The organism is Ensifer adhaerens (genome assembly GCF_028993555.1).
In the GTDB taxonomy this organism is placed as follows: Bacteria; Pseudomonadota; Alphaproteobacteria; order Rhizobiales; family Rhizobiaceae; genus Ensifer; species Ensifer adhaerens_I.
Genome location: NZ_CP118611.1, coordinates 2,740,259 through 2,763,932, shown reverse-complemented (window position 1 = coordinate 2,763,932; position 23,674 = coordinate 2,740,259). Strand labels below are relative to the sequence as shown.

The following is a 23,674-nucleotide window of genomic DNA, read 5'->3' as shown; positions in this document are numbered from 1 at the left end:
CGCATATTGACGACGAAAAGCCCAAATCATGGGCAGTCGCCCTGAACCGTGGACGACCGCATTCGACACCCAAAACGGCCATTCTCGCTATAAAACATAGTCTTAGGCACGACGATCAAACTTGGCACGATTGATGCTTCTTCTCTGATGCAAGGAGAACGCCTCATGTCGAAAGCCGCAGAGATCGATATCGTTTCCGTTTCCAAGATGTATGGCGCGACCACGGCCGTGCATTCCATCAGCCTGAAGATCCCCGCCGGCAGCTATTGCTGCTTCCTCGGCCCGTCCGGCTGCGGCAAGACCTCGACGCTACGCATGATCGCCGGCCACGAGAGCATTTCCTCCGGCGATCTCCGGCTCGGCAACGTCGTCGTCACCGATTTTCCGCCGGCCAGGCGCAGCACGGCGATGATGTTTCAGTCCTATGCGCTCTTCCCGCATCTCGACCTCATCGACAACGTCGCCTTCAGCCTGAAGATGAAGGGTGTCGACCGCGACGCCCGCCGCGCCAAGGCGCTCGACATGCTGAAGCTGATGCAGATGGAGGCCTACGGCACCAGGCGCCCGGCCCAGCTTTCCGGCGGCCAGCAGCAGCGCGTGGCGCTTGCCCGCGCGCTGATCACCGAGCCGGAGGCGCTGCTGCTCGACGAGCCACTCTCGGCACTCGACCCGTTCCTGAAGATCCGCATGCGCGCCGAACTGAAGAAGCTGCAGAAGACGCTCGGCATCACCTTCGTGCACGTCACGCACAGCCAGGAAGAGGCAATGGCGCTCGCCGATCTGATCGTCGTCATGAACAACGGCCGGATCGAGCAGGCGGCAGCACCCCGCACGGTGTTCGAGCGGCCGGCCACCGCCTTCGTCGCCCGCTTCATGGGCGACCACAATGTTCTCTCCGGAAAAGTCCGGGCGATCAGCGACAACGTCGTCGAAATGGAGACCGCCGAGGGCCAGGTCTTTGCGGTGCGCGATATCGCCCAGGAGGTGGGCCGGCCGATAGACATCGGCATCCGCACCGATCGCGTGCGGCTCGCCCCACCCAGTGAGAAGGGCCTCGGCTTCCAGGCGGTGGTCTCCAACATCGAATATCGCGGCGCCTCGGTGAAGCTCACCGCCATCGGCGCCGGCAGCGACGACTTCACGGTGATCGTCAGCGACGCCGACTATTTCAGGAAGCCCGTCGCGGTCGGCGACGCGGTGTCCCTGAGCTGGACCCTGGAGGACGTCGTCCCCCTCGGCCGCCTTTCCGCATGAGCTAATCAACCATCACAAGAAGGGGAACTGCACATGACGACTGAAACCAAGACCGAGAAACCTGCGAGCGGCCTGACACGCCGTTCGCTGCTCAAGACCGGCGCTGCCGCCGTCGGCGCGATCGCCGGCTCCGGTGTGATCACCGGCTTCCCAACGATCTGGGCGCAAAATCCGATCACGCTGCGGCAGTTCGGCACCGGCGTTTCCAACATCAATGCGATCGCCGAGAAGTGCAAGCAAGACCTCGGCATCACGCTGGAGATGACGGCGACCGATTCCGACGCCGCCGCGCAGCGCGCGGTGACGCAGCCCGATTCCTACGACATCGCCGACATCGAATACTGGATTGCCAAGAAGGTCTTCCCGGCCGGCGTGATGCAGCCGATGGACGTGAAGAAGATCAAGTACTTCGACAAGATCGTGCCGCTGTTCATCGACGGCAAGCTGAAGCCCGAAAGCGTGGTCGCGCAGGGGACAGCGCCGCACACCGTCGGCTTCGTCGAGGCGCAGGGGGCCAAGACCTTCGCCAAGTCGCCGACCGACTGGATGACGCTGATCCCGACCATCTACAACGCCGACACGCTCGGCATCCGCCCCGATCTCGTCGGCCGCGAAATCTCGACCTGGGCCGACATCATGGACCCGGCCTTCAAGGGCAAGACCGCGATCCTCAACATTCCCTCGATCGGCATCATGGATGCGGCGATGATCATGGAGGCGATGGGTAACATCAAGTATGTCGACAAGGGCAACATGACCACGGACGAGATCGACAAGACGATCGACTTCCTGATCAAGGCCAAGCAGGACGGCCAGTTCCGCGCCTTCTGGAAGTCCTTCGATGAGAGCGTCAACCTGATGGCATCGGGCGAAGTCGTCATCCAGTCCATGTGGTCGCCCGCCGTCGCGGCCGTGCGCTCCAAGGGCATCGCCTGCAAGTACCAGCCGCTGAAGGAAGGTTACCGCGCCTGGGGTGGCGGCCTCGGCCTTGCCGCCCATCTTCAGGGCGCCCAGCTCGACGCCGCCTATGAATACATCAACTGGTACCTGTCGGGCTGGGTCGGCGCCTACCTCAACCGCCAAGGCTACTATTCCGCCGCCATGGAGACGGCCAAGGGCTTCATGTCCGAGGACGAGTGGGGCTTCTGGGTCGAAGGCAAGCCCGCCAAGGGCGACATCCTCTCGCCAGAGGGCAAGGTGATGGAAAAGGCCGGCGCGGTGCGCGACGGCGGCTCGTTCGAAGAGCGCATGGGCAAGGTCGCCTGCTGGAACTCGGTCATGGACGAGGACCGCTACATGATCAAGCGCTGGAACGAGTTCATCGCGGCGTAGTTTTCGGCGCGGGTACGACCGTCTCCAGTGGCAGCCTGCCCCTCACCCTAACCTTCTCCCCGCGTGCGGGGAGAAGGTGCCGGCAGGCGGATGAGGGGCAGCCCCCATTCGACGAAAACAAGAGAGGAACGAAGATGGCGACACTAGCGACCTCGCAGTCAGCGGAGTTCGGAACTGAGACGGCACCCCGCCGTTACGCCGTTCCGCGCACGCTGGCCTCCTACATCCAGGCCCTGCCGCTCACCCTGATCCTCGGCTTCTTCTTCGTGCTGCCGATCCTGACGATCGCCGTCGTCAGCTTTTGGGACTATGATTTCGCCGGTCTCTACCCGGACTTCCTGACGATGAACTACACCGACACGCTCGGCTCCTGGGTCACCTGGAAGACGTATCTCAACACGCTGAAGTTCACTGTCCTCGTGTGGGCGCTGACACTGGTGATCGGCTTCTGGGTCGCCTATTTTCTCGCCTTCCATGTCCGCACCACCACCATGCAGATGGTGCTCTTCCTCGTCTGCACCGTTCCGTTCCTGACGTCGAACATCATCCGCATGATCTCCTGGATCCCGGTGCTCGGGCGCAACGGTCTTGTGAACTCGACCCTGATCGAGCTCGGCCTCATCCCGCAGCCGATCGAGTGGCTGCTCTATTCCGATTTCGCCGTGGTACTTGCCATGGTTCATCTCAACACGCTGTTCATGGTGACGCCGATCTTCAACACGCTGATGCGCATCGACCGATCGTTGATCGAAGCGGCCCGAGACTGCGGCGCTTCCGGCGGCCAGATCCTCTGGAACGTCATCCTGCCGCTTGCGAAACCCGGCATCGCCATCGGTTCGATCTTCGTCGTCACGCTCGTCATGGCGGATTTTTCGACCGTGCAAGTCATGTCCGGCGGCCAGAGCGCTTCCGTGGCGCTGATGATGAAGAACCAGATGTCGCTGCTGCAATATCCGGCAGCCGCCGCCAATGCGGTGGTGCTTCTCATCGTCGTGCTCCTGATGGTCGCAGCGATCCTGCGCGTCGTCGATATCCGCAAGGAGCTTTGACATGATCCACGAGAAACGCGGCAAGGAATTCTACCTGCTCGCAGCCTTCTTCACCCTGTTCGTGCTGTTCCTCTACGGGCCGCTCTCGGCGGTGCTGATCCTCTCGTTCCAGGGACCGGATGGCGGTCTCACCTTTCCGCTGAACGGCGTCTCCGTGCACTGGTTCTACAACCTGTTCGAAAAGCAGGCGGTCGGCGACTTCGGCGCCTCGTTCCGCCGCTCGTTCACGCTGGGGCTGATGGTGATGGTGGTCAACGTCGTCGTCGCCCTGCTTGCAGGCCTTGCCTTCCGCCGGCGCTTCCGCGGCGCGACGGCGCTGTTCTATCTGACCGTCGCCAGTCTCGTGGTGCCGTCGATCATCATCTCGCTCGGCATCGGCGTCGTCTTCCAGCAGTTCGGGCTGAAGCCCGCCTGGTACTCCTCCGGCTTCGGCGCGCATCTGACCTGGACCCTGCCCTTCGGCGTGCTGATCATGTTTGCCGTGTTCAACCGGTTTTCGCCGGCCTACGAGGAGGCGGCACGCGATCTCGGCGCGACGGCGTGGCAGACCTTTCGCCACGTGCTTTTGCCGATGATCGCGCCGAGCCTGATCGGCGTCGGTCTCTTCGGCTTCACGCTCTCCTATGACGAGTTCGCCCGCACGCTGATGACATCAGGCAGCTATAACACCCTGCCGCTCGAGATCTACGGCATGACGACGAACGTGACGACGCCGGTGCTTTATGCGCTCGGCACGGTCACAACCCTCTTCTCCTTCACCATCATCCTCGTCGCGCTGGCTGTCATACTGATGCTGCGGCGCCGCCAGGCAAAGCTGAGCTAGGCCCGATGCGCATCCTGATCGTCAATCCCAACACCACCGCCTCGATGACCTCCAAGGCCGCTGCGGCCGCCCGGGCTGTCGCGGGTCCGGCCACGGAGATCCTCGCTCGCACGTCGAAGTCCGGTCCGGCCTCGATCGAGGGGCATTATGACGGCGCCATCGCGCTTCCGGGCCTGCTTGCGGAGATCCGTGACGGCGAGGCTGCGGGCGCCGACGCTGCGGTCATCGCCTGCTTCGACGACACCGGCCTTGAAGCGGCCCGCGCTCTTGCCCGCATTCCGGTGGTTGGGCTTTGCGAAGCCGCCGTCGCAACCGCCGCCATGCTGGCGCAGCGCTTTACCGTCGTGACGACACTGGAGCGGTCGCGGGTGCTGATCGAGAATCTGATCCGGCACTATGGCATGGGCGGCCGCGCCAGGGTGCGCGCTGCCGATATCCCTGTACTCGAACTGGAGGACAAGGCCTCGAACGCGCTTGCCAAGCTGCGGAGCGAGATCGAGCTGGCGCTTCATCAGGACGGCGCCGAGGCGATCGTGCTTGGTTGCGCCGGCATGGCGGATCTGGCCCGCATGCTTCAGGCCGACTATGGCGTGCCGGTCATCGACGGCGTCTCGGCGGCGGTCAAGCAGGCGGAAGCGCTGGTGTCGCAGGGGCTTTCGACCAGCAAGCGCGGCTCCTACGCAGCCCCGCTCAGCAAATCCTATTCCGGCTTGATGAGCGCGCTTGCGCCGACCGCGAACTGAGGCGACCTGGACTCTTCCATCACGGTTGCAAGCTGCGCGTTCGACGCATCGGCCTCGGAAACGACCCAATCACGAAAGGCCTGGATCTTCTTCTGCCGCCGGCTGCTCTGCGGATAGACCAGCCAGTAGGCTCGCCCGTCCCTGACCACATGGTCGAACGGCCGGATAAGCCTGCCACTCTTCAGTTCCTCCATCAGGAAGGTCGAGACGGCAATGGCAATGCCATGGTCCGCGAGCGTGGTCGCCACATCCATCGCCTGGACATCGAAGATCAGTTCGGTGCCGTTGCTCGCCGGCGGTTCGACGCCGGTCTCGATCATCCAGCGCCGCCACCAGCTGGCGTTGCCGAAGCGCCGGACCCGCAGAACGTCGGAGGGTTCCTTGAGCTGGTGCTTCTCCAGAAAGGATGGCGTGCAGACCGGCACGTAGTCGAGCGGAAACAGCGGAAACACATCATTGCCCGGCCAGTCGCCGGCACCACTGCGCACGGCAAGATCGATCGCATCGCGCTTGAAGTCGACCAGTTCGGTCGACATGTGCACCCTTATGCTGATGTTCGGATGGGCGGTCTGAAACGAGGCGAGCCGCTGTCCGAGCCAGCTTGAGACCACGGTCGGCAGCACCGAGATGTGCAGATGATGTTCGGTCTTGTCGGCAATCTCGGAGAAGGCAGCGCCTAAGAGATCGATCGCTTCGGTCACCTTCGGCGCAAGCTGGCGGCCGGCAGTGGTCAGCCGCACCTCGCGCGGAAGACGGACGAAGAGCGGCGTGCCGACCCGGTCTTCAAGCAAGCGGATCTGGTAGCTGACAGCCGCCTGCGTCATGCCGAGTTCGTCGGCCGCGCGGGTAAAACTCAGGTGCCTCGCCGCCGCCTCGAAGGCGCGCACCGCACTCATGGGGGGAATCTTGCTCATGGCGTTGAGATAAGCATTCTTTATGCCAGCATGCGAGAAATCGCTTTGCGCGAAGCGGCAAAAAACCTCACTTTTTTCGCGAACACACCACGCCAAGAAATGAGGATAGCAATGCTTAACGCAGTGCGATCAACGATTTATCGCGCCCTGAACTGGGCCGACAAGGCTCTGAGCCCCCCGGTTGCTATCGACACTTTCAACGAGTTCCAACTCCGCGACATCGGCCTGACGCGGGACGAGGAGCATATCAGGGCACGCGTCGGCGATACGGCGGATCCGTGGCACTGGCCGGAAGAGCTCCCACACAAGGCACAACCGTCGCCTGATCGGCTACAAGCGGAAGCGCCTCGTCCAGCAACCGTCTCGCCGCGAGCATCGGCAGGAGAAAATAAAGACATAAGCATTTCTTTATGCGATTGACGACCGCCCGAGGACAGGGCATTGTCCTGCCATCGTGGTTCTTCGCCCGCCTTTCGGCGGGACGGAGCTAAGAGGGAATTCGGTGCGGCGTCTGAAAAACGCCCATGCCGAAGCTGCCCCCGCAACTGTAGGCGGAGAGCGGCCGTTCGATGATGTCACTGAGGAAGACGCCTCGGGAAGACGGAACGGTTCGTGTTGACCCGCAAGCCAGGAGACCTGCCGCGATGAACAACGTCCACGGGCGGGGTGTCCGATGAGGCGCGTTGACGACGCGGGATCGCTCTCGCGCCGCGGCTGCGTCGCATTCCAAGCCTTGCCCACAACCTTCGGGGTAAGGAAATGACAATCAAGACTGCCAATCTCGGTTTCCCGCGCATCGGCCGCCAACGCGAACTGAAATTCGCACTCGAACGCTACTGGGCCGGAAAGGCGAGCCGCGACGAACTGCTCGGCACGGGCCGAAAACTCAGGGCCGAAAACTGGGCCGCGCAGAAGGCGCGCGGCATCGACATCATCCCGTCGAACGATTTCTCCTTCTATGACCACGTGCTCGATACGGCCGTGCTCGTCGGCGCGATCCCTGCAGCCTACGGCTGGAGGGGTGGGCCGGTCGATCTCGACACTTACTTTGCGATGGCACGCGGCTCGACCGGCAACCCTTGCGCCTCCGGCTGCACACATGCCGCAAACGACAGCGGTAATCCCGCACTCGAAATGACCAAGTGGTTCGACACCAACTACCACTACATGGTGCCCGAATTCGAACGCGACCAACGCTTCGAGCTGACGCACAATCGGCCGCTCGAGGCCTTTCTCGAGGCTGAAGCCCTCGGCCATCGAACTCGTCCCGTGCTGCTTGGCCCGGTGACTTTCCTCAAGCTCGGCAAGACGAAGGATAGCGACTTCGATCCGATCGACCTGATCGAGCGGCTGCTGCCCGTTTACGTGCGGGCTCTGGCGGAGCTTGCTGAAGCCGGCGCCGAATGGGTCCAGGTCGACGAACCCTGCCTGGCGCTCGATCTCACGGACAAGGACCGTCGCGCCCTCGATCTCGTCTATCGCACCTTCGCCGCCGAAGTGCCGCGCCTGGAGATCATGCTTGCGACCTATTTCGGCTCGATCGGCGACAACACGTCGACAGCGCTGACGCTTCCGGTTGCCGGTCTTCATGTCGATCTCGTGCGCGCGCCGCAGCAAATCGATACGCTGGTCCAGTCAGCCCCGGCCGACCGGGTGCTCTCGCTTGGCGTCGTCGATGGCCGCAATATATGGCGCGCGGATCTGGCCGGCCTGTTTCGCAGGCTGCAGCCGCTTATCTCGGCCCATGGCGGCGACCGCATCGAGCTTGCTCCCTCGTGCTCCCTCTTGCACGTGCCCATCGATCTCGACCTGGAGCGGGCGCTCGATCCGGAACTCTCTTCCTGGCTTGCCTTTGCCTTGCAGAAGCTCGACGAACTCAGCCTTCTTGCCCGAGCCTTCGAGCCGGGACTTGCCAATCCCGAGCAGGTCTTTTCCGCCTCGAACGCAGCGGCCAGGGCGCGGCTGACGTCGCTCAAGGTCCATGATCCGCTGGTCGCGGGACGGCTGAAGACGCTGACGGCCGCCGACAGCCAGCGGCCATCGCCCTTTGCAACGCGCCGTCAGGTGCAGGCTAAGCGGCTGTCTCTGCCGCTCTTCCCGACGACGACGATCGGCTCCTTCCCGCAGACATCGGAGGTCCGCCAGGCGCGATCGCTGCATGCCAAAGGCGAGCTCAGCTACGTCGATTATGTCGCCTATCTGCGCCGGGAGACCGAGCAGGCGGTGCGCTGGCAGGAAGAAATCGGCATCGACGTGCTGGTCCACGGCGAATTCGAACGCAACGACATGGTGCAGTACTTCGCCGAGCAGCTTTCGGGCTATGCCTTCACCCAGAGCGGCTGGGTTCAGAGCTACGGTTCGCGCTACGTGCGTCCGCCAATTATCTTCGGCGACGTCTCCCGCCCCAATCCGATGACGCTTGAATGGGCGGCCTTCGCGCAGTCGCTGACCGATCGGCCGGTCAAGGGCATGCTCACGGGTCCGGTCACCATGCTGCAATGGTCCTTCGTGCGCGACGACCTGCCGCGATCGGTCGTTTGCCGGCAGATCGCGCTGGCATTGCGTGACGAGGTGACCGATCTGGAGGCGGCCGGCATCGCTGTTATCCAGATCGACGAACCGGCACTGCGCGAAGGCCTGCCGCTCCGGCTTGCCGATCGCAGGGCCTATCTCGACTGGGCGGTGGAGTGCTTCCGTCTCAGCGCCGCCGGTGTTGGCGACGCAACCCAGATCCACACCCACATGTGCTATTCCGAGTTCAACGACATCATGCTTGCGATTGCGGCCATGGATGCCGATGTCATCTCGATCGAGACGTCGCGATCGAAGATGGAACTGCTTGGCGCCTTCACCGGGCAGGCCTATCCGAACGAGATAGGCCCGGGCGTCTACGACATCCATTCGCCGCGGGTGCCCGGCGTCGAGGAAATGGTGCACCTCATCGAAAAGGCGACGGAGGGCCTTACGCCGGACCAGATCTGGGTCAACCCCGATTGCGGCCTGAAGACCCGGGGCTGGGAAGAAACGCGGCCGGCACTCGTCAACATGGTCGCAGCGGCAAAGGCGCTGCGCCAGAGGCCAACGGTTCCGTTACGCGAGATCGTGCGCGCATGACCGACCATACTGAGACGGCGCCGGGGAGAACCTCGGCGCCTGCCACGCTCATTGATATCGTTTTTCCCGGCGATACCAATCATCACGGCACCCTGTTCGGCGGCGCCGGTCTCGCGCTCATGGACCGGATCGCCTTCATCGTCGCCACCCGCCACGGCCGTGTGCCCTTTGTCACCGCATCCTGCGATCGGGTCGACTTTCGCGCTCCCGCCCGCATCGGCCAGATCGTCAGCTTCAGCGGCCAGCCGTTCCGCGTCGGGAGACGATCGATGACGGTCTCCGTCGACATGACCGCAGAGGATATCGCCACCGGCAGCCGCGAACTGTGCAGCCGCGGCACGTTCACCATGGTCGCGATGCCCGGCTCCGACCAGCCGGATTGGGTGTTGCCGCCGCTCGATTTGGCGACGAGCACACCCGACGGTGACGGCGCTCTGCACATGGTCGACATCGTCTTCCCCGACCAGGCCAACAGTTTTGGCGCGATGCTCGGCGGCGATGCGCTCGCGCAAATGACGAAGGCGGCCTTCATTGTGGCGACGCGCCGGAGCGGCCGGGCAACCGTCCTTGCCTCCTGCACCGGCATGGATTTCAGGCATCGGATCACGGTCGGCTCGATCATCGAACCCGTCGCCCGGATCGTCCGGACCGGTCGCAGCTCGGCGACAGTCGAGGTCGAACTCTGGTCGGAAGAGCTCTTGACCGGCATGCGACACCGGACGGTCACTGGAACCTTCGTCATGGTCGCCGTCGATGGGGACAATCGGCCCGTTCCCGCTTTTGCCGCCTGACGGGACCGGGCGCCGGGACGCCCCCGCGGCGGCACCGGCGCCCTATCCACAACCTTGATGACGGGCGGCCGTTTACTCCCCGTTATCCACACTCGAAAAGAAATCACCCACTTGCCCCGGCATTCGCCACACGGAACCTATTGACGTGATTTCGCAATGAACTACTATATCTAGTGTTCAAGGTTCTCTCGATTCGTAGGGATTGAGAGCTAAGATGGGAATACGGTGCGCCGGCGGGTTTCTGCCCAGCTATGCCGTAGCTGCCCCCGCAACTGTAGACGGCGAGCGACTGTCCGGAATTGGACCACTGAGGCATGAGGCCTCGGGAAGGTCGGGATGGAAGCTGAGACCCGTGAGCCAGGAGACCTGCCTCGAACTCCAAACGTCCACGGGCGGGGTGTCCGGAGGAGTTGAGTTGCGTGCGGCAGGATGATCCTGCCTGATCGTCTCGACATCTCCCCGGCAACCTGCCGAAAGCTTCGGGGTGAAGTCATGTCAGTTTCTTCCAGTTCAGATCCACCCGATAGCAACGGGTGCGCGTTCTTGCGCGCCTGATCGAAATGCCGTGTGCCGAAATTGCGAGAATTCGGCGCGCCCAATCACGAACGATCCGGCCCGGTCGCTCAGAGCGATGATCGGGCCTGTCTGATGACGCCAACTTCGGCCAGTTCGGGTCGGGGCACGGTATTCATTGTCCATCGCCACCCTGACGGTTCGCGTCCGCGCGCGCCGACGATCTTCTGCGCCCAGTTTCCATTCACGAGGAACCCATGTCCATCACCGTCTACAGCAAGCCCTCCTGCGTCCAATGCACTGCTACCACCCGCGCGCTCGACCGCCAGGGCATCGACTACAGGATCGTCGATATCTCCGAAGACACGGATGCGTTCGCACTGGTGCAGGGTCTCGGCTACCGCCAGGTCCCGGTGGTCGTTGCCGGCGAGCGGCACTGGGCCGGCTTTCGTCCGGACATGATCAGCGCCCTTGCCTGAAGGAGCGGAGCGATGGGTCTGATCGTCTATTTTTCCAGCCGTTCGGAAAACACCCATCGCTTCGTCGAAAAACTCGGCCTGCGCGCCGCCCGCATATCGCTCAAGGAAGGTAAGGATACGCTTACGATATCCGAGCCCTATGTGCTCATCGTGCCGACCTATTGCGGCGACGACGGCCGCGGTGCGGTGCCGAAACAGGTGATCCGCTTCTTGAACGATGTGGGCAACCGCTCTCACATCCGCGGCGTGATTGCTGCGGGCAACAGCAATTTCGGCGCGACCTACGGGATCGCCGGCGACGTGATTTCGGCCAAGTGCCGGGTCCCCTACCTCTATCGGTTCGAGCTACTCGGCACGCAAGAGGACGTCGCCAATGTCAGAAACGGGATGGAACGATTTTGGACGTCACAACACTCGAACGCCCCCTGAAGGCGACGGAATCAGCGCTGGATTATCATGCGCTGAACGCGATGCTGAACCTCTATGACGAGGACGGCAGGATCCAGCTCGACAAGGACCGGCAGGCGGCGAAGCAGTACTTTCTGCAGCACGTCAACCAGAACACGGTGTTTTTCCATAACCTCAGGGAAAAGCTCGATTATCTGGTGACGGAAGGTTATTACGAGCAGGAGGTTCTCGACCAGTATTCCTTCAATTTCGTGCGCGATCTCTACGACCACGCCTATTCGAAGAAGTTCCGCTTCCCGACCTTCCTCGGCGCGTTCAAATACTACACCTCCTACACGCTGAAGACCTTTGACGGAAAGCGCTATCTGGAGCGCTACGAGGACCGTGTCTGCATGGTGGCCATGACGCTGGCGCGCGGCGATGAAGAGCTTGCCCGAGACCTTGTCGACGAGATCATTTCCGGCCGCTTCCAGCCAGCGACGCCGACTTTCCTCAACGCCGGCAAGAAGGCGCGCGGCGAACTCGTCTCCTGCTTCCTGCTTCGGGTCGAGGACAACATGGAGAGCATCGGCCGCGCGATCAATTCGGCACTGCAGCTCTCCAAGCGCGGCGGCGGCGTGGCGCTGTCGCTCACCAACATCCGCGAGATGGGCGCGCCGATCAAGCAGATCGAGAACCAGTCCTCCGGCATCATCCCGGTGATGAAGCTGCTTGAGGACTCGTTCTCCTATGCCAACCAGCTCGGCGCCCGCCAGGGTGCGGGTGCCGTCTACCTGCATGCCCACCACCCCGACATCATGCGCTTCCTCGATACCAAGCGGGAAAACGCCGATGAGAAGATCCGCATCAAGACGCTGTCGCTCGGCGTCGTTATTCCGGACATCACCTTCGAACTCGCCCGTAACAACGAGGACATGTACCTGTTCTCTCCGTTTGACGTGGAGCGCGTCTATGGCGTGCCGTTAACCGAAATTTCGGTCAGCGAGAAGTACCGCGAAATGGTCGAGGATGCGCGCATCCGGAAGCGGAAGATCAAGGCGCGCGAGTTCTTCCAGATCCTTGCCGAGATCCAGTTCGAAAGCGGCTATCCCTACATCATGTTCGAGGACACGGTGAACCGGGCCAACCCGATCGCCGGGCGCATCACCATGAGCAATCTCTGCTCGGAAATCCTGCAGGTGAGCGAAGCCAGCGAATTCAACGACGACCTCTCCTATGCCCGGATGGGCAAGGACATCTCGTGCAATCTCGGCTCGCTGAACATCGCCGCGGCAATGGATTCATCCGATTTCGGCAAGACCATCGAGACCTCGATCCGGGCGCTGACCGCCGTCTCGGACATGAGCCACATTTCATCCGTGCCCTCAATCGAAAAGGGCAACGACGACAGCCACGCAATCGGCCTTGGCCAGATGAACCTGCACGGCTATCTCGCCCGCGAGCGTATCTTCTACGGCTCCGAGGAAGGCATCGATTTCACCAACATCTATTTCTACACGGTGACCTATCACGCCATCCGCGCCTCGAACCGCCTCGCCGTCGAGCGCGGCGAGAGCTTCAAGGGCTTCGAGAACTCGAAATATGCATCCGGCGTCTATTTCGACAAATACACCGAGGCCGAATGGCTGCCGGCGACCGAGAAGGTGAAGGAGCTGTTCGACAAGGCCGGCATCAGCATTCCGACGCAGGCGGACTGGCTGGAACTGAAGCAGGCGGTGATGGGCGGCGGCCTCTACAACCAGAACCTCCAGGCCGTCCCGCCGACCGGTTCAATCTCCTACATCAACCACTCGACCTCCTCGATCCACCCGATCGTCTCAAAGATCGAGATCCGCAAGGAAGGCAAGATCGGCCGCGTCTACTATCCGGCCGCCTTCATGACCAACGACAACCTCGAATACTACCAGGATGCCTACGAGATCGGCCCGGAGAAGATCATCGACACCTATGCGGCGGCCACCCAGCACGTCGACCAGGGCCTGTCGCTGACGCTGTTCTTCCGCGACACGGCAACGACCCGCGACATCAACCGCGCCCAGATTCATGCGTGGAAGAAGGGCATCAAGACCATCTACTACATCCGCCTTCGGCAGATGGCGCTGTCCGGCACGGAAGTGCAGGGCTGCGTCTCCTGCGCTCTGTAAGGCCACGTTCCCATTAAGTGCCCCCTCACCCTAACCCTCTCCCCGCATGCGGGGAGGGGAGACGTGCCACACGAAACGCTGATGGAAGCGTCAGGACGGTGCGGCTAGCCCTTCTCCCCGCTGGCGGAGAGAAGGTGCCGGCAGAGGCGGATGAGGGGCGATCCCTCACCGCGTGGATGAGGGGCATACACGACGAAGAAGGTTCAACGATATGAACATGCACGCCAAACCCACAAGCCGCATCCGCGCCATCAACTGGAACCGCATCGACGACGACAAGGATCTGGAGGTCTGGAACCGCCTCACCGGCAATTTCTGGCTGCCCGAGAAGGTGCCGCTCTCCAACGACATCCCCTCCTGGGCGACGCTGAAACCGGAGGAGCAGAAGCTCACCATCCGCGTCTTCACCGGCCTGACGCTGCTCGACACGATCCAGAACGGCGTCGGCGCCGTCAGGCTGATGGAAGACACGGCCACGCCGCACGAGGAGGCGGTGCTCTCCAATATCTCCTTCATGGAGGCGGTGCACGCACGGTCCTATTCCTCGATCTTTTCGACACTCTGCCTGACCCCTGATGTCGACGACGCCTATCGCTGGTCGGAGGAAAACGAGTTCCTGCAGAAGAAGTCGGCACTGATCATGGAGCAATACGCTTCCGACGATCCGCTCAAGAAGAAGGTCGCCAGCGTCTTTCTCGAGAGCTTCCTGTTCTATTCCGGTTTCTACCTGCCGATGTACTGGTCGAGCCGCGCGAAACTCACCAACACCGCGGATATGATCCGGCTGATTATCCGCGACGAGGCGGTGCACGGCTACTATATCGGCTACAAGTTCCAGCGTGCACTTGAGCACTTGAGCAAGGAACGCCGGCAGGAGATCAAGGATTTTGCCTTCGACCTGCTGCTCGAACTCTACGACAACGAGGCGAAGTACACCGAAGCGCTTTACGACGGCGTCGGCCTCACCGAGGACGTGAAGAAGTTCCTGCACTACAACGCCAACAAGGCGTTGATGAACCTCGGCTATGAGGCGCTGTTCCCGGCCGAGGCCTGCAAGGTGAACCCCGCCATTCTTTCCGCCCTCTCGCCAAACGCCGACGAGAACCACGACTTCTTCTCCGGTTCGGGTTCCTCCTACGTCATCGGCAAGGCGGTCGCGACCGAAGACGAGGACTGGGATTTCTGATCGGACAAGCAGGCATCGCTCTTTGACCGTGGCGTGCTGCCGGCCCTGCACCGGCAGCACCATTGACTGCCGACCCGCAACAACCTAGATAGCGCGCCGATCCGTATTGCCGCGGCTGCTGAACCCAAGGCTACGGAGAACCACTATGCCCACACGATACAACCCTATCGTTCGGAACGCCGTCGTTTCCGGACATGCTATCAGGTCTGTCGTCGCGATCGACGAACCTGAACACCACCGTGCACGCGCACTCGACGACCTCGCTTCCGCCCTTCCCTCACCGGAAGCCCTGGCAGCACGCGATGCCGTTGCCGGCCGCATCGTCACGACGCCCGATTTTCATCCCGGCAAACCGGTTCCGGTCGGTGTCGTCGCCGACATCGAAGGTGCCGTCATCCCGCATCTGATCGGCAACGACATCGGCTGCGGCATGCGCATGATCGTGCTCGACGACATCGCCGAAGACGATCTTGGACCAGACCTGGAGAAACACCTGCGCCATGCCTTCTTCCAGGGCGGCCGCGATATTGCGCTGACCGGCAACAACCGGCACGCGGCACTCAGAGACGGCGTGCCCGGTCTGCTCGAGAGCCTGGGCGACAACCGGTGCGGCCTGCTCACCGGCCTCGATCTCGCCGCCGCCTGGGCCGATGTCGCACGCATGTCGGATGACGGCTGCTTTGGCTCCGACGCGATCGATCCGGACTTCGCCGACTATGCCGCGCGCGACGACCGGCACCGCCACGATGCCATCCTCGGCACCATCGGCGGCGGCAACCATTTCGTCGAATTCGGCGTGGTCGAGCGCATTGCCGATGGCGGTTTTGCCCGCGCCGCCGGACTGAAACCCAACGGCGTTGTTCTTGTCGTCCATTCAGGCTCGCTCGACTTCGGCCAGCGGATCGGCACGGCGACGCGCGAACGCACGCGGACGGCAGGTGCCCGTGGCGTCATCCTCTCCAAGGCGCGTGACGGCGATCTTTACCGCCGATACCTCAACGGCCACGCCAACGCTGCCAACGCCGCCTTCGTCAACCGCTTCCTGATCGGTCTTGCCGCCGTGGAAGCCCTGTCGCGGACAATCGGCCGTCAGGTCCACCATCGGCTCGTCTACGATGCCCCGCACAACACCGTATGGGAGACAAGTGATACCGTCCGGCATCGAAAGGGTGCCTGCCCTGCACGTGGACCCGCGGGTCTGAAGGGCTCGCCGTACGGGTGGACAGGCGAGCCGGTCATCCTGCCAGGCTCGATGGGCGACGGCACCTGGCTGCTCAGCGGTCTCGGGTCCGAAGAAGGCATGGAGTCCTCAGCACATGGTGCCGGGCGCAGGCTTTCGCGCCAGGAGGCAAGGGCGGCGAAAACGATGCTCTCGGACCTTCGCATCGTCGGCCCGGTCGATACCGGTGACCCGCTGATCCGCGGGCGGCCGGATATTCTCGCCGAACTCCGCGGTCGGCTGAAGGAGGAGGCGCCGGCCGCTTACCGGCCGATCGATCAAGTGGTCGATCCGATGGTGGCGGACGGCCTTGTCGCGCGTGTTGCCCGAATCCGGCCGATCCTGACCGTCAAGGGATAGGTCCCTGCCAAGATGAAACAGCCGGTGGCGCGTAGGCGCTCACCGGCTGTTTCATCCTTGTCCCTTTCCGTCTACTCGGCCGCGACGACCCGGCTGCGACCGATGGTGGCCTGGGTCAGCAGGAAGGCGGCGAGCGCGCAGGCGGCGATGGCGCCGGCCATCGGTAGCGCGGTTCCGTCGAAGAAGAAGCTAGCGATGATCATCGCGACGGCGGCGGTGACGAAGTGCAGCGTGCCCATCAGTGCCGACGCCGTGCCCGCGATCTCCCCGTGGTCTTCGAGCGCCAGCACCGCCGATGTCGGGATCACCAGACCGAGTACGCCGTAGCCAACGAACAGGAAGGCGGCCATGACGGGCAACTGGTTGAAGCCGAGGCTCATGGCGACGAACATGCCGACCATGGTCAGCGCGAAGGCACTGACGGCAATCTGCATCACGCGCACGAGGCCGAAACGCTCGCCGAGCCAGCCGGTCGCCTGCGACACGGCGAAAAACGACACTGCGTTCATCGAAAAGGCGATGCTGTACTCAGTCGGCGTCAGCCCGTAATGGTCGATCAGCACGAAGGGCGAATTGGCGAGATAGACGAGGAAACCGGAAATGCCGAGCCCGCCGATGAAGGTGAGCGTCAGGAAGTTGCGGTCGGAAAGAAGCAGGCGGTAGGCGGCAAGCGCGCTTGCGAGGCTGCTGTCGGCACGATCCTTCTTCGGCCGGGTCTCCTGCAACTGCGTCGAGAGCAGGATCAGGCCGATGAAGGCTGCGATCATCACAGCATAGAACACGCCGCGCCAGCCGTAGAACTGGATGACGGCGCTGCCGGCAAGGGGCGCAAGGATCGGCGAAACGCTGAAAACGAGCATCAGCAGCGACATCAGCCGCGCCGCCTGGACGCCGGTGTGCATGTCCCGGACGACCGCACGCGGGATGACCATGCCGGCGGCACCACCGATGCCCTGCAGGAAGCGGAAGGCGATCAGAGTTTCGATGTCGGACGCAAGCGCGCAGCCGATGCTGGCGGCGGTGAAAAGGCCGATGCCGAGATAGAGCGGCGCCTTGCGGCCCCAGATATCGGAGAGCGGACCGTAGACAAGCTGCGAAATGGCAAAGGAGATGAAGAACGACAGCAGGCTCAGCTGCACCACGCCGTTCTCGGCCGCGAGGTCTTTGCCGATTGAGGGCAGTGCCGGCAGATACATGTCGATTGCGAAGGGGCCGATCGCCGAAATCAGGCCGAGGACGACGGCTGTGCGGAGGAAGGACGCTGTCATGGCAATGATCTTTCAGAAATCGCGCCAACATGGCGGCCCGAAGCCGACATTGCTGCCGCCAGGATTGAAACTCGAAAGATGACGGTCGTGCCAGGATCGAACGTTTGGGAGACGCATCCTGCGCTGACTACTTTGTCCATTAATTTGGACACATATGTAAAATTAGACACCATTGTCTAAATCGTCAATGGGCCTTATCTTCGCTTTATGAAAAAACATGACTTCGCCTCGCCGGACGCCCGCGTGCAAAAAGGACAACTGGCGAAACGCGTCTCGATCCTGGAGGCGGCAGCAGAGGTCTTCTGCCGGGAGGGCTTTTCCGGCGCAGCCATCGACGAGATCGCCGCCGAAGCCGGCGTGTCGCGCCAGACCATCTACAACCATTACCGCGAAAAAGAGACGCTGTTCATGGCGGTGATCCAGGACATCATGGATCGCACCAATGGCGTCCTCTTCTCGATCCTCGGGACCTTTCCCGAGAACGCCGACAATCTTGAAGACGAACTCGTCGCCTTCGCCGTTCGCCTCAACAAGAACTGCATCTGCAACCAGGATGCCAAGTTCATCCAGAAGCTGATCGCGACGGAGGGCAACCGCTATCCGCACCTCTTCCAGTTCTGGCGCGAACAGGGACCGGGCAAGACCGACAGGGCGCTGGCCGCACTCTTTGCCAGGCTTGCCCATGCGGCACCGCTCGACATCGACGATTTCGATCTCGCCGCCCGGCAGTTCATCGCGCTCATCAAGGCCGATCTGCAGATGGGCGGGCTGTTCGGCGAGGCGCCGAATGAGGCGGAACTGACAGTGAGCGCCCGCAAGGCGGTACGGACGTTTCTGCGCGCCTATGGCCGGACGGCGGAACCAATGCCCGCCTGACGGTTTGCCGCTCGCTCAGTTGCATCGCCGGTGACCCCACGCCTGAGGCGCCTCGCGATCAGTTATCCATAAAATCGCGGCGCAGGCTTGCGCGGCAGGCCTTAGCGGGTGATGCGAAATCCCCGAAGCTCTCCCGTCGTTTCGACGAATTCGGTTGTGACCTGCGTGACCGACGCCATCGGCGGCCCCTTGCCCAGGCGTTCGAGCATCGTCGTCACCGCCTCTTCCGAGCCACTGATCACGGCGGCAACCGAACCGTCAGGCTCGTTTCTTACCCATCCGGCCAGGCCCAGTTTCTCAGCCTCATTGCGCGTCCACACCCGGAAGCTAACGCCCTGAACACGCCCGAGGATTCGCACCCGCGCCGTCTTGTGGGACTGCCCCATGATGATCGCCTCCGTCAACGCCTGGGATCAATCTGGGGCAAGGCGTGCCGAAGGCAAGGATAATACCGGAACCCGAGCAATTTACCCTGCCCCGCCGCCCAAATCACACGAGATAATGCGTGGTGCGCGATCGATATTATTATCTCGCAATCAATATATTTTTTATTTGCGTATTTTTAAAAATTGACGCGCGCAAAGTTTTGTGGTTTTTACACCTTCACCAAGACGGCGATGGGAGGGCCTCGCCAGCTTGGCTGCAACACCGAAGGCCCGCGCCGTTTCCAGGGAGGAAACCATGAACATGTCCCGCATTCTGAAATCGCTCGTCGCCGGCACGGCGCTGTCGCTGCTCGCCTCGACGGCCTTTGCCGACGGCATCGGTGCTTCGCTGCTTACCCAGCAGCATCCGTTCTACATCGAGCTTGCCGACGCGATGAAAGCCGAGGCCGAAGCCAAGAACGTCAAGCTCGAAGTCTCGATCGCCAACCAGGACCTCAACAAGCAGCTTGCCGACGTCGAGGACTTCATCGTCAAGGGCGTCGACGTCATCGTCATTTCGCCGGTCGACAGCCAGGGCGTTCGCGCTGCGATCGAGAAGGCCGAAAAGGCCGGCATCAAGGTGATCACCGTCGACGTTCCGGCCAACGGCGCGACCGTCACCTCGCATATCGGCACCGACAATTTCACCGGTGGCGTCAAGGCCGGCGAGCTGATGGCCAAGGTTCTCGACAACAAGGGCAAGGTCGCCGTCATCGACTATCCGACGGTCCAGTCGGTGGTGAACCGCGTCAACGGTTTCAAGGAAGCAATCGCCAAGCATCCGGACATGGAGATCGTCGCGATCCAGACCGGCATCACCCGCGCCGAGGCGCTGGCCGCCGCTCAGAACATGCTGCAGGCCAATCCTGACATCACCGGCATCTTCGGCTTCGGCGACGACGCGGCGCTCGCAGCAGCCGTCGCAGTCAAGGCCGCAGGCCTTGAATCCCAGGTCAAGGTCATCGGCTTTGACGGCATGAAGGAAGCGCGCGACGCCGTCGACACCAACCCGGTCATGGTCGGCGTCATCCAGCAGTTCCCGGATCAGATGGGCAAGCAGGCGGTCGACACCGCCGTGAAGGTCGCGGCCGGCGAGACCGTTCCGGCCGAACAGCCGATCGTGCCCGGCGTCTACACCGCAAAGTAAGTCCTCCCAAGGACAGCCGCCGTCTTCGAGCGGGAGGAAAAGTGTGTGCGGTTTTCCGCCCGCATCCCGCTCTGATCGAAAGACGGCGGCAACCCATTGGGCGTCGCCTCCGGCATTTGGCCGAAGGCGCCTCCCGCGGCTTGCCCTTGCGCGCCTGGATGGGACGCGCGGTACTCTCAGGAGGTCGCCATGATTGGCTCGACCACGGATACCATTTTAGAGATCGACAACGTCACCAAATCCTTCGGCCAGGTTGCTGCGCTGAAGGGCATGCGCCTCAAGGTCCGGCGCGGCCGGGTACACACGCTGCTCGGCGAAAACGGCGCCGGCAAATCGACGCTGATGAAGATCCTTGCCGGCGTTCATGAGGCGACCTCGGGCGCGATTAGCCTGGACGGGCGCCCCTACCGTCCGGCCGATCCGCAGGACGCCGCCGCCCTCGGGCTTGCCATCGTCTTCCAGGAACTCAGCCTCTGCAGCAACCTGACGGTCGCCGAGAACATCCTTGCCACCCGCGAGCCGCGCCGCTTCGGCTTTATCAACGACAAGGCGCTCGTCGCAAGGGCCCGCGCCATCGTCGCCGATCTCGGCCTGCCGATCGACGTCAGCGAGAAGGTCGGCAATCTCTCGATCGCCCAGCGCCAGCTCGTCGAGATCGCCAAGGGACTGAGCCACGAGGCCAAGGTCGTGATCCTCGACGAGCCGACCTCCTCGCTTAGTGACAGCGAAGCCGAGATCCTGTTTCAGATCATCGGACGACTGAAACAGCGGGGCGTCGCCGTCATCTACATCTCCCACCGCATGGAAGAGATCATGCGGCTCAGCGACGACATCACCGTCATCCGCGACGGCGAGTATGTCTCCACCCACGACCGCAACGACGTCACCATCGAGGCGCTTATCGCACTGATGGTCGGCCGCCGCATGGACGAGATCTACCCGCCGTCAGCCCATGAACGGTCGACAAAGACAGCACCGGTTCTGGCGGTCGAAAACCTCACCCGCGAGGGCGAGTTCGAGGACATCGCCTTCGACGTCCGCGCCGGCGAAATCCTCGGTTTCTTCGGCCTGGTCGGTTCCGGGCGTTCCGAGGTGATGAACGCGCTCTTCGGCATGAAGGCCGCGACCGGAACCGTCCGCTTCGAGGGGCAACCGGTCCGCTTCCGCTCACCAGCGGAGGCGATTGCCCGCGGCATCGGCTTCGTCACCGAGAACCGCAAGGAAGAGGGACTCGTTCTCAGCCATAGCGTCGGCTGGAACATCTCGATGGCGGCCCTTGGCGATTTCACCGGACCGCTCGGCTTCACCCGCAAGCGTGCGGAACGCGAAGCCGCGGCCACGGAAGTCGGCCGGCTGGCGATCAAGACCCATTCGCTCGACACGCCATCGGGATCCTTGAGCGGCGGCAACCAGCAGAAGATCGTGCTCGCCAAGTGGCTGCTGACCAGGCCCAAGGTGCTGATCCTCGACGAGCCCACCCGCGGCGTCGATGTCGGCGCCAAGTTCGAAATCTACAAGATCATCCGCCAGTTGGCGGCCGAGGGCACGGCAATCCTGCTGATCTCCTCCGAGCTGCCGGAGGTTCTGGGAATGAGCGATCGCGTCGTCGTCATGCACGAGGGCGTCATCGGCGCGACCCTCTCCGGCACCGACCTCACGCCCGAAACGATCATGGCGCACGCAACGGGATTCAAATCATGACACAGCAATCCGAGACCCAGGCCGCCTTCCTGCGCGCCCTGAAACAATATGGCGGCATCCTTTTGTCGCTGGTGATGCTCTGCGTCATCTTCTCCTTTCTCAACCCGCGCTTCATGTCGGTCGTCAACTTCATGAACATCCTGCAGCAGGTGGCCGTGGTGGCGATCGCCGCCTTCGGCATGACCTGGGTGATCCTGCTCGGCGAGATTGACCTTTCGGTCGGCTCGATCATCGCGGTTGCCGGCATGGTCGGGGCGCAATGTTTCGCCTTCGGCCTCGGCTTCGCGCCGGCGCTGGTCGTCACGCTTCTGGCCGGCGCGCTTATGGGCATGCTGAACGGCGTGCTGACGGCGAAACTGCTCTTGCCCTCCTTCATCGTCACGGTGGCGACCATGGGCATCTACCGCGGCATGGTCAGCCTGCCGACGAACGGTGCGCCGGCGATGATCGAGAATTCGACCTGGACGGCGATCGGCACGGAGAGCTTCCTCGGCCTGCCCATCATCATCTGGGTGGTCGCCGTTCTGTTTCTCGTCAATCACATCCTCCTGAGCAAGACGAGCTTCGGCCGCCGCGCCTACCTCACCGGCGGCAACCGCGAGGCGGCCGTCTATTCCGGCATCAAGGTCGACCGGCTGAAGATCACCATCTTCATGATCTCCGGCGTGATGGCGGCGATCAGTGGCGTGCTCTTGTCCTCCCGCCTGTTCTCCGCCCAGACCAATGCCGGCATGAGCTACGAACTCGATGCGATCGCGGCGGCCGTGCTCGGCGGCACGTCGCTTGCCGGCGGTGTCGGCACCATGGTCGGGACGCTCATCGGCGCGCTCATCATCGGGGTCATGAACAACGGCATGAACATGCTGTCCGTCCCCTACTTCTACCAGCTCATCGTCAAGGGTCTGGTGATCCTGATCGCCGTCTGGCTCGACGTGCGCGCCAAGCAGGCAAAACGCTGATCTTCCGAAGAGAAACAACCCCATGCACAAGATACTAACGATCGGCGAAATCCTCGTGGAGATCATCGCCACCGAAAAGGGCGACGGTTTCCGGCAGGCAACGCCTCTGATCGGCCCCTACCCCTCCGGCGCCCCGGCGATCTTCATCGACCAGGTCGGCAAGCTCGGCCAGGCAGCCGCGATCATCTCGCGCGTCGGCGGCGACGATTTCGGGCATGTAAACCTCGATCGGCTCAAGGCTGACGGCGTGGACGTTTCCGGTATCGCCGTCGATCCACTCGGCACCACCGGCAGCGCCTTCGTGCGCTACCGTCCCGACGGCAGCCGCGCTTTCGTCTTCAACATCCGCCACAGCGCCTGCGGCATGATCCGGCTCGATGAGGCGGCACGGGCATTGGTGCGCAGTTGCAGCCACCTGCATGTCATGGGTTCATCGCTCTACGCCCCAAGCGTGGTGGAGAGCATTGTCGCGGCGATCGAAATCATCAAGGCGGCGGGCGGCACGGTTTCCTTCGATCCGAACCTCAGGCCAGAAATCCTCGACAGCCCCGGCATGCGCGAAGCGCTGCAAACGGTACTCGCAAAGACCGACGTCTTCCTGCCGAGCGGGCAGGAACTCTTCCTCTTCACCAAGGCGAAGACCGAGGCAGACGCTGTCTCGGAACTGCTTGCCACCGGCATCAAGGTGATCGTCGTCAAGCGCGGCGCCGAAGGCGCCAGCTACTTCGATCGGGAAACGACGTTCTCGCATCCGGGCTTCCAGGTCGAGGAGGTCGATCCGACCGGCGCCGGCGACTGCTTCGGCGCGACCTTCGTCACATTCTGGCTGAACGGCGCCAAGCCCGCTCAAGCCCTGAAATTTGCCAATGCCTCGGGTGCCCGTGCCGTCATGATCTCCGGCCCGATGGAAGGCGCCTCGACCCGCGCCGATCTCGAAACCTTCATCAACGCGCGAAAGGGCTGACCGCC

Annotated in this window: 22 protein-coding genes and 2 riboswitches; of the genes, 19 read left to right on the top strand and 3 right to left on the bottom strand. The window is 62.7% G+C overall.

All coding sequences use genetic code 11. The features are described 5' to 3' along the window. The first annotated feature begins 165 nt into the window (after positions 1 to 165). From PWG15_RS32680 to PWG15_RS32660, 5 genes are all read left to right on the top strand, one after another. The gene (locus tag PWG15_RS32680; protein ID WP_275025786.1) at positions 166 to 1,254 is read left to right on the top strand and encodes an ABC transporter ATP-binding protein; all 1,089 of its coding nucleotides are present in this window, start codon (positions 166 to 168) and stop codon (positions 1,252 to 1,254) included. A 33-nt stretch (positions 1,255 to 1,287) separates the two neighbouring features. Further along, positions 1,288 to 2,586 (top strand): ABC transporter substrate-binding protein, encoded by a 1,299-nt coding sequence (locus PWG15_RS32675; RefSeq protein ID WP_275025785.1) that lies wholly within the window; start codon positions 1,288 to 1,290, stop codon positions 2,584 to 2,586. Between the two features lie 134 nt (positions 2,587 to 2,720). Further along, positions 2,721 to 3,635: an ABC transporter permease gene (locus PWG15_RS32670; RefSeq protein ID WP_275025784.1), complete on the top strand. Its 915-nt coding sequence runs from the start codon at positions 2,721 to 2,723 to the stop codon at positions 3,633 to 3,635. Between the two features lies 1 nt (position 3,636). Next, positions 3,637 to 4,458, top strand: a complete 822-nt coding sequence (locus PWG15_RS32665; protein ID WP_275025783.1) for an ABC transporter permease — start codon at positions 3,637 to 3,639, stop codon at positions 4,456 to 4,458. A gap of 5 nt (positions 4,459 to 4,463) precedes the next feature. Further along, positions 4,464 to 5,201 (top strand): aspartate/glutamate racemase family protein, encoded by a 738-nt coding sequence (locus PWG15_RS32660; protein WP_275025782.1) that lies wholly within the window; start codon positions 4,464 to 4,466, stop codon positions 5,199 to 5,201. Here the strand turns inward: PWG15_RS32660 and PWG15_RS32655 are convergent. Continuing rightward, the gene (locus PWG15_RS32655; RefSeq protein ID WP_275025780.1) at positions 5,159 to 6,097 is read right to left on the bottom strand and encodes a LysR substrate-binding domain-containing protein; all 939 of its coding nucleotides are present in this window, start codon (positions 6,095 to 6,097) and stop codon (positions 5,159 to 5,161) included. The two genes, PWG15_RS32660 and PWG15_RS32655, sit on opposite strands and share 43 nt — an antisense overlap. A gap of 48 nt (positions 6,098 to 6,145) precedes the next feature. Between PWG15_RS32655 and PWG15_RS32650 the strand changes: the two genes are divergently transcribed. The 8 genes from PWG15_RS32650 (at position 6,146) to PWG15_RS32615 (ending at position 16,329) form a co-directional block, all read left to right on the top strand. Continuing rightward, complete coding sequence (locus PWG15_RS32650; protein ID WP_275025778.1) at positions 6,146 to 6,535, top strand: hypothetical protein; 390 nt, start codon at positions 6,146 to 6,148, stop codon at positions 6,533 to 6,535. Positions 6,536 to 6,553: 18 nt separating this feature from the next. Continuing rightward, positions 6,554 to 6,773: riboswitch (cobalamin riboswitch) on the top strand. A 101-nt stretch (positions 6,774 to 6,874) separates the two neighbouring features. Continuing rightward, the gene (gene metE, locus PWG15_RS32645) at positions 6,875 to 9,229 is read left to right on the top strand and encodes a 5-methyltetrahydropteroyltriglutamate--homocysteine S-methyltransferase (protein ID WP_275025777.1); all 2,355 of its coding nucleotides are present in this window, start codon (positions 6,875 to 6,877) and stop codon (positions 9,227 to 9,229) included. Then, a complete protein-coding gene (locus PWG15_RS32640) occupies positions 9,226 to 10,020 on the top strand; it encodes an acyl-CoA thioesterase (RefSeq protein ID WP_275025776.1) in 795 nt (264 codons plus the stop codon). Before metE ends, PWG15_RS32640 begins: the two co-directional genes overlap by 4 nt. Positions 10,021 to 10,183: 163 nt before the next feature. Then, positions 10,184 to 10,408, top strand: a riboswitch (cobalamin riboswitch). Positions 10,409 to 10,790: 382 nt separating this feature from the next. Then, the gene (gene nrdH, locus PWG15_RS32635) at positions 10,791 to 11,012 is read left to right on the top strand and encodes a glutaredoxin-like protein NrdH (RefSeq protein ID WP_275025774.1); all 222 of its coding nucleotides are present in this window, start codon (positions 10,791 to 10,793) and stop codon (positions 11,010 to 11,012) included. Positions 11,013 to 11,024: 12 nt separating this feature from the next. Beyond that, positions 11,025 to 11,441 carry a class Ib ribonucleoside-diphosphate reductase assembly flavoprotein NrdI gene (nrdI, locus tag PWG15_RS32630; protein WP_275025773.1) on the top strand — a complete coding sequence of 139 codons (417 nt, stop codon included), beginning with the start codon at positions 11,025 to 11,027 and terminating at the stop codon, positions 11,439 to 11,441. 41 nt (positions 11,442 to 11,482) lie between these two features. Further along, positions 11,483 to 13,564 (top strand): class 1b ribonucleoside-diphosphate reductase subunit alpha, encoded by a 2,082-nt coding sequence (gene nrdE / locus PWG15_RS32625; protein ID WP_342457075.1) that lies wholly within the window; start codon positions 11,483 to 11,485, stop codon positions 13,562 to 13,564. 211 nt (positions 13,565 to 13,775) lie between these two features. After that, a complete protein-coding gene (gene nrdF / locus PWG15_RS32620; protein WP_275025770.1) occupies positions 13,776 to 14,750 on the top strand; it encodes a class 1b ribonucleoside-diphosphate reductase subunit beta in 975 nt (324 codons plus the stop codon). 145 nt (positions 14,751 to 14,895) lie between these two features. Continuing rightward, on the top strand, positions 14,896 to 16,329 hold the full coding sequence (locus tag PWG15_RS32615) for an RtcB family protein (RefSeq protein WP_275025769.1): 1,434 nt from the start codon (positions 14,896 to 14,898) through the stop codon (positions 16,327 to 16,329). A 71-nt stretch (positions 16,330 to 16,400) separates the two neighbouring features. On the opposite strand, the gene PWG15_RS32610 is transcribed toward PWG15_RS32615, so the two are convergent. Beyond that, a complete protein-coding gene (locus PWG15_RS32610; protein WP_275025768.1) occupies positions 16,401 to 17,597 on the bottom strand; it encodes a multidrug effflux MFS transporter in 1,197 nt (398 codons plus the stop codon). Positions 17,598 to 17,804: 207 nt separating this feature from the next. On the opposite strand from PWG15_RS32610, the gene PWG15_RS32605 reads away from it, so the two are divergent. Then, positions 17,805 to 18,473 (top strand): TetR/AcrR family transcriptional regulator, encoded by a 669-nt coding sequence (locus tag PWG15_RS32605; protein ID WP_275025767.1) that lies wholly within the window; start codon positions 17,805 to 17,807, stop codon positions 18,471 to 18,473. A gap of 101 nt (positions 18,474 to 18,574) precedes the next feature. Here PWG15_RS32605 and PWG15_RS32600 read toward each other — a convergent pair whose 3' ends face one another. After that, the gene (locus PWG15_RS32600; RefSeq protein WP_275025766.1) at positions 18,575 to 18,859 is read right to left on the bottom strand and encodes an acylphosphatase; all 285 of its coding nucleotides are present in this window, start codon (positions 18,857 to 18,859) and stop codon (positions 18,575 to 18,577) included. On the opposite strand from PWG15_RS32600, the gene PWG15_RS32595 reads away from it, so the two are divergent. The 5 genes from PWG15_RS32595 to PWG15_RS32575 all read left to right on the top strand — a co-directional run bounded on the left by PWG15_RS32595 (position 18,858) and on the right by PWG15_RS32575 (position 23,669). After that, the gene (locus PWG15_RS32595; RefSeq protein WP_275025765.1) at positions 18,858 to 19,046 is read left to right on the top strand and encodes a hypothetical protein; all 189 of its coding nucleotides are present in this window, start codon (positions 18,858 to 18,860) and stop codon (positions 19,044 to 19,046) included. The two genes, PWG15_RS32600 and PWG15_RS32595, sit on opposite strands and share 2 nt — an antisense overlap. A gap of 108 nt (positions 19,047 to 19,154) precedes the next feature. Beyond that, positions 19,155 to 20,045: a substrate-binding domain-containing protein gene (locus PWG15_RS32590; protein ID WP_192450180.1), complete on the top strand. Its 891-nt coding sequence runs from the start codon at positions 19,155 to 19,157 to the stop codon at positions 20,043 to 20,045. 189 nt (positions 20,046 to 20,234) lie between these two features. Then, positions 20,235 to 21,746, top strand: coding sequence for a sugar ABC transporter ATP-binding protein (locus PWG15_RS32585; RefSeq protein WP_275025762.1), 1,512 nt, complete (start codon positions 20,235 to 20,237; stop codon positions 21,744 to 21,746). After that, a complete protein-coding gene (locus PWG15_RS32580; protein WP_275025761.1) occupies positions 21,743 to 22,705 on the top strand; it encodes an ABC transporter permease in 963 nt (320 codons plus the stop codon). The genes PWG15_RS32585 and PWG15_RS32580 overlap by 4 nt, the downstream gene beginning before the upstream one ends. 22 nt (positions 22,706 to 22,727) lie before the next feature. Further along, positions 22,728 to 23,669 carry a tagatose kinase gene (locus tag PWG15_RS32575; RefSeq protein WP_275025760.1) on the top strand — a complete coding sequence of 314 codons (942 nt, stop codon included), beginning with the start codon at positions 22,728 to 22,730 and terminating at the stop codon, positions 23,667 to 23,669. Positions 23,670 to 23,674: the final 5 nt, after the last annotated feature.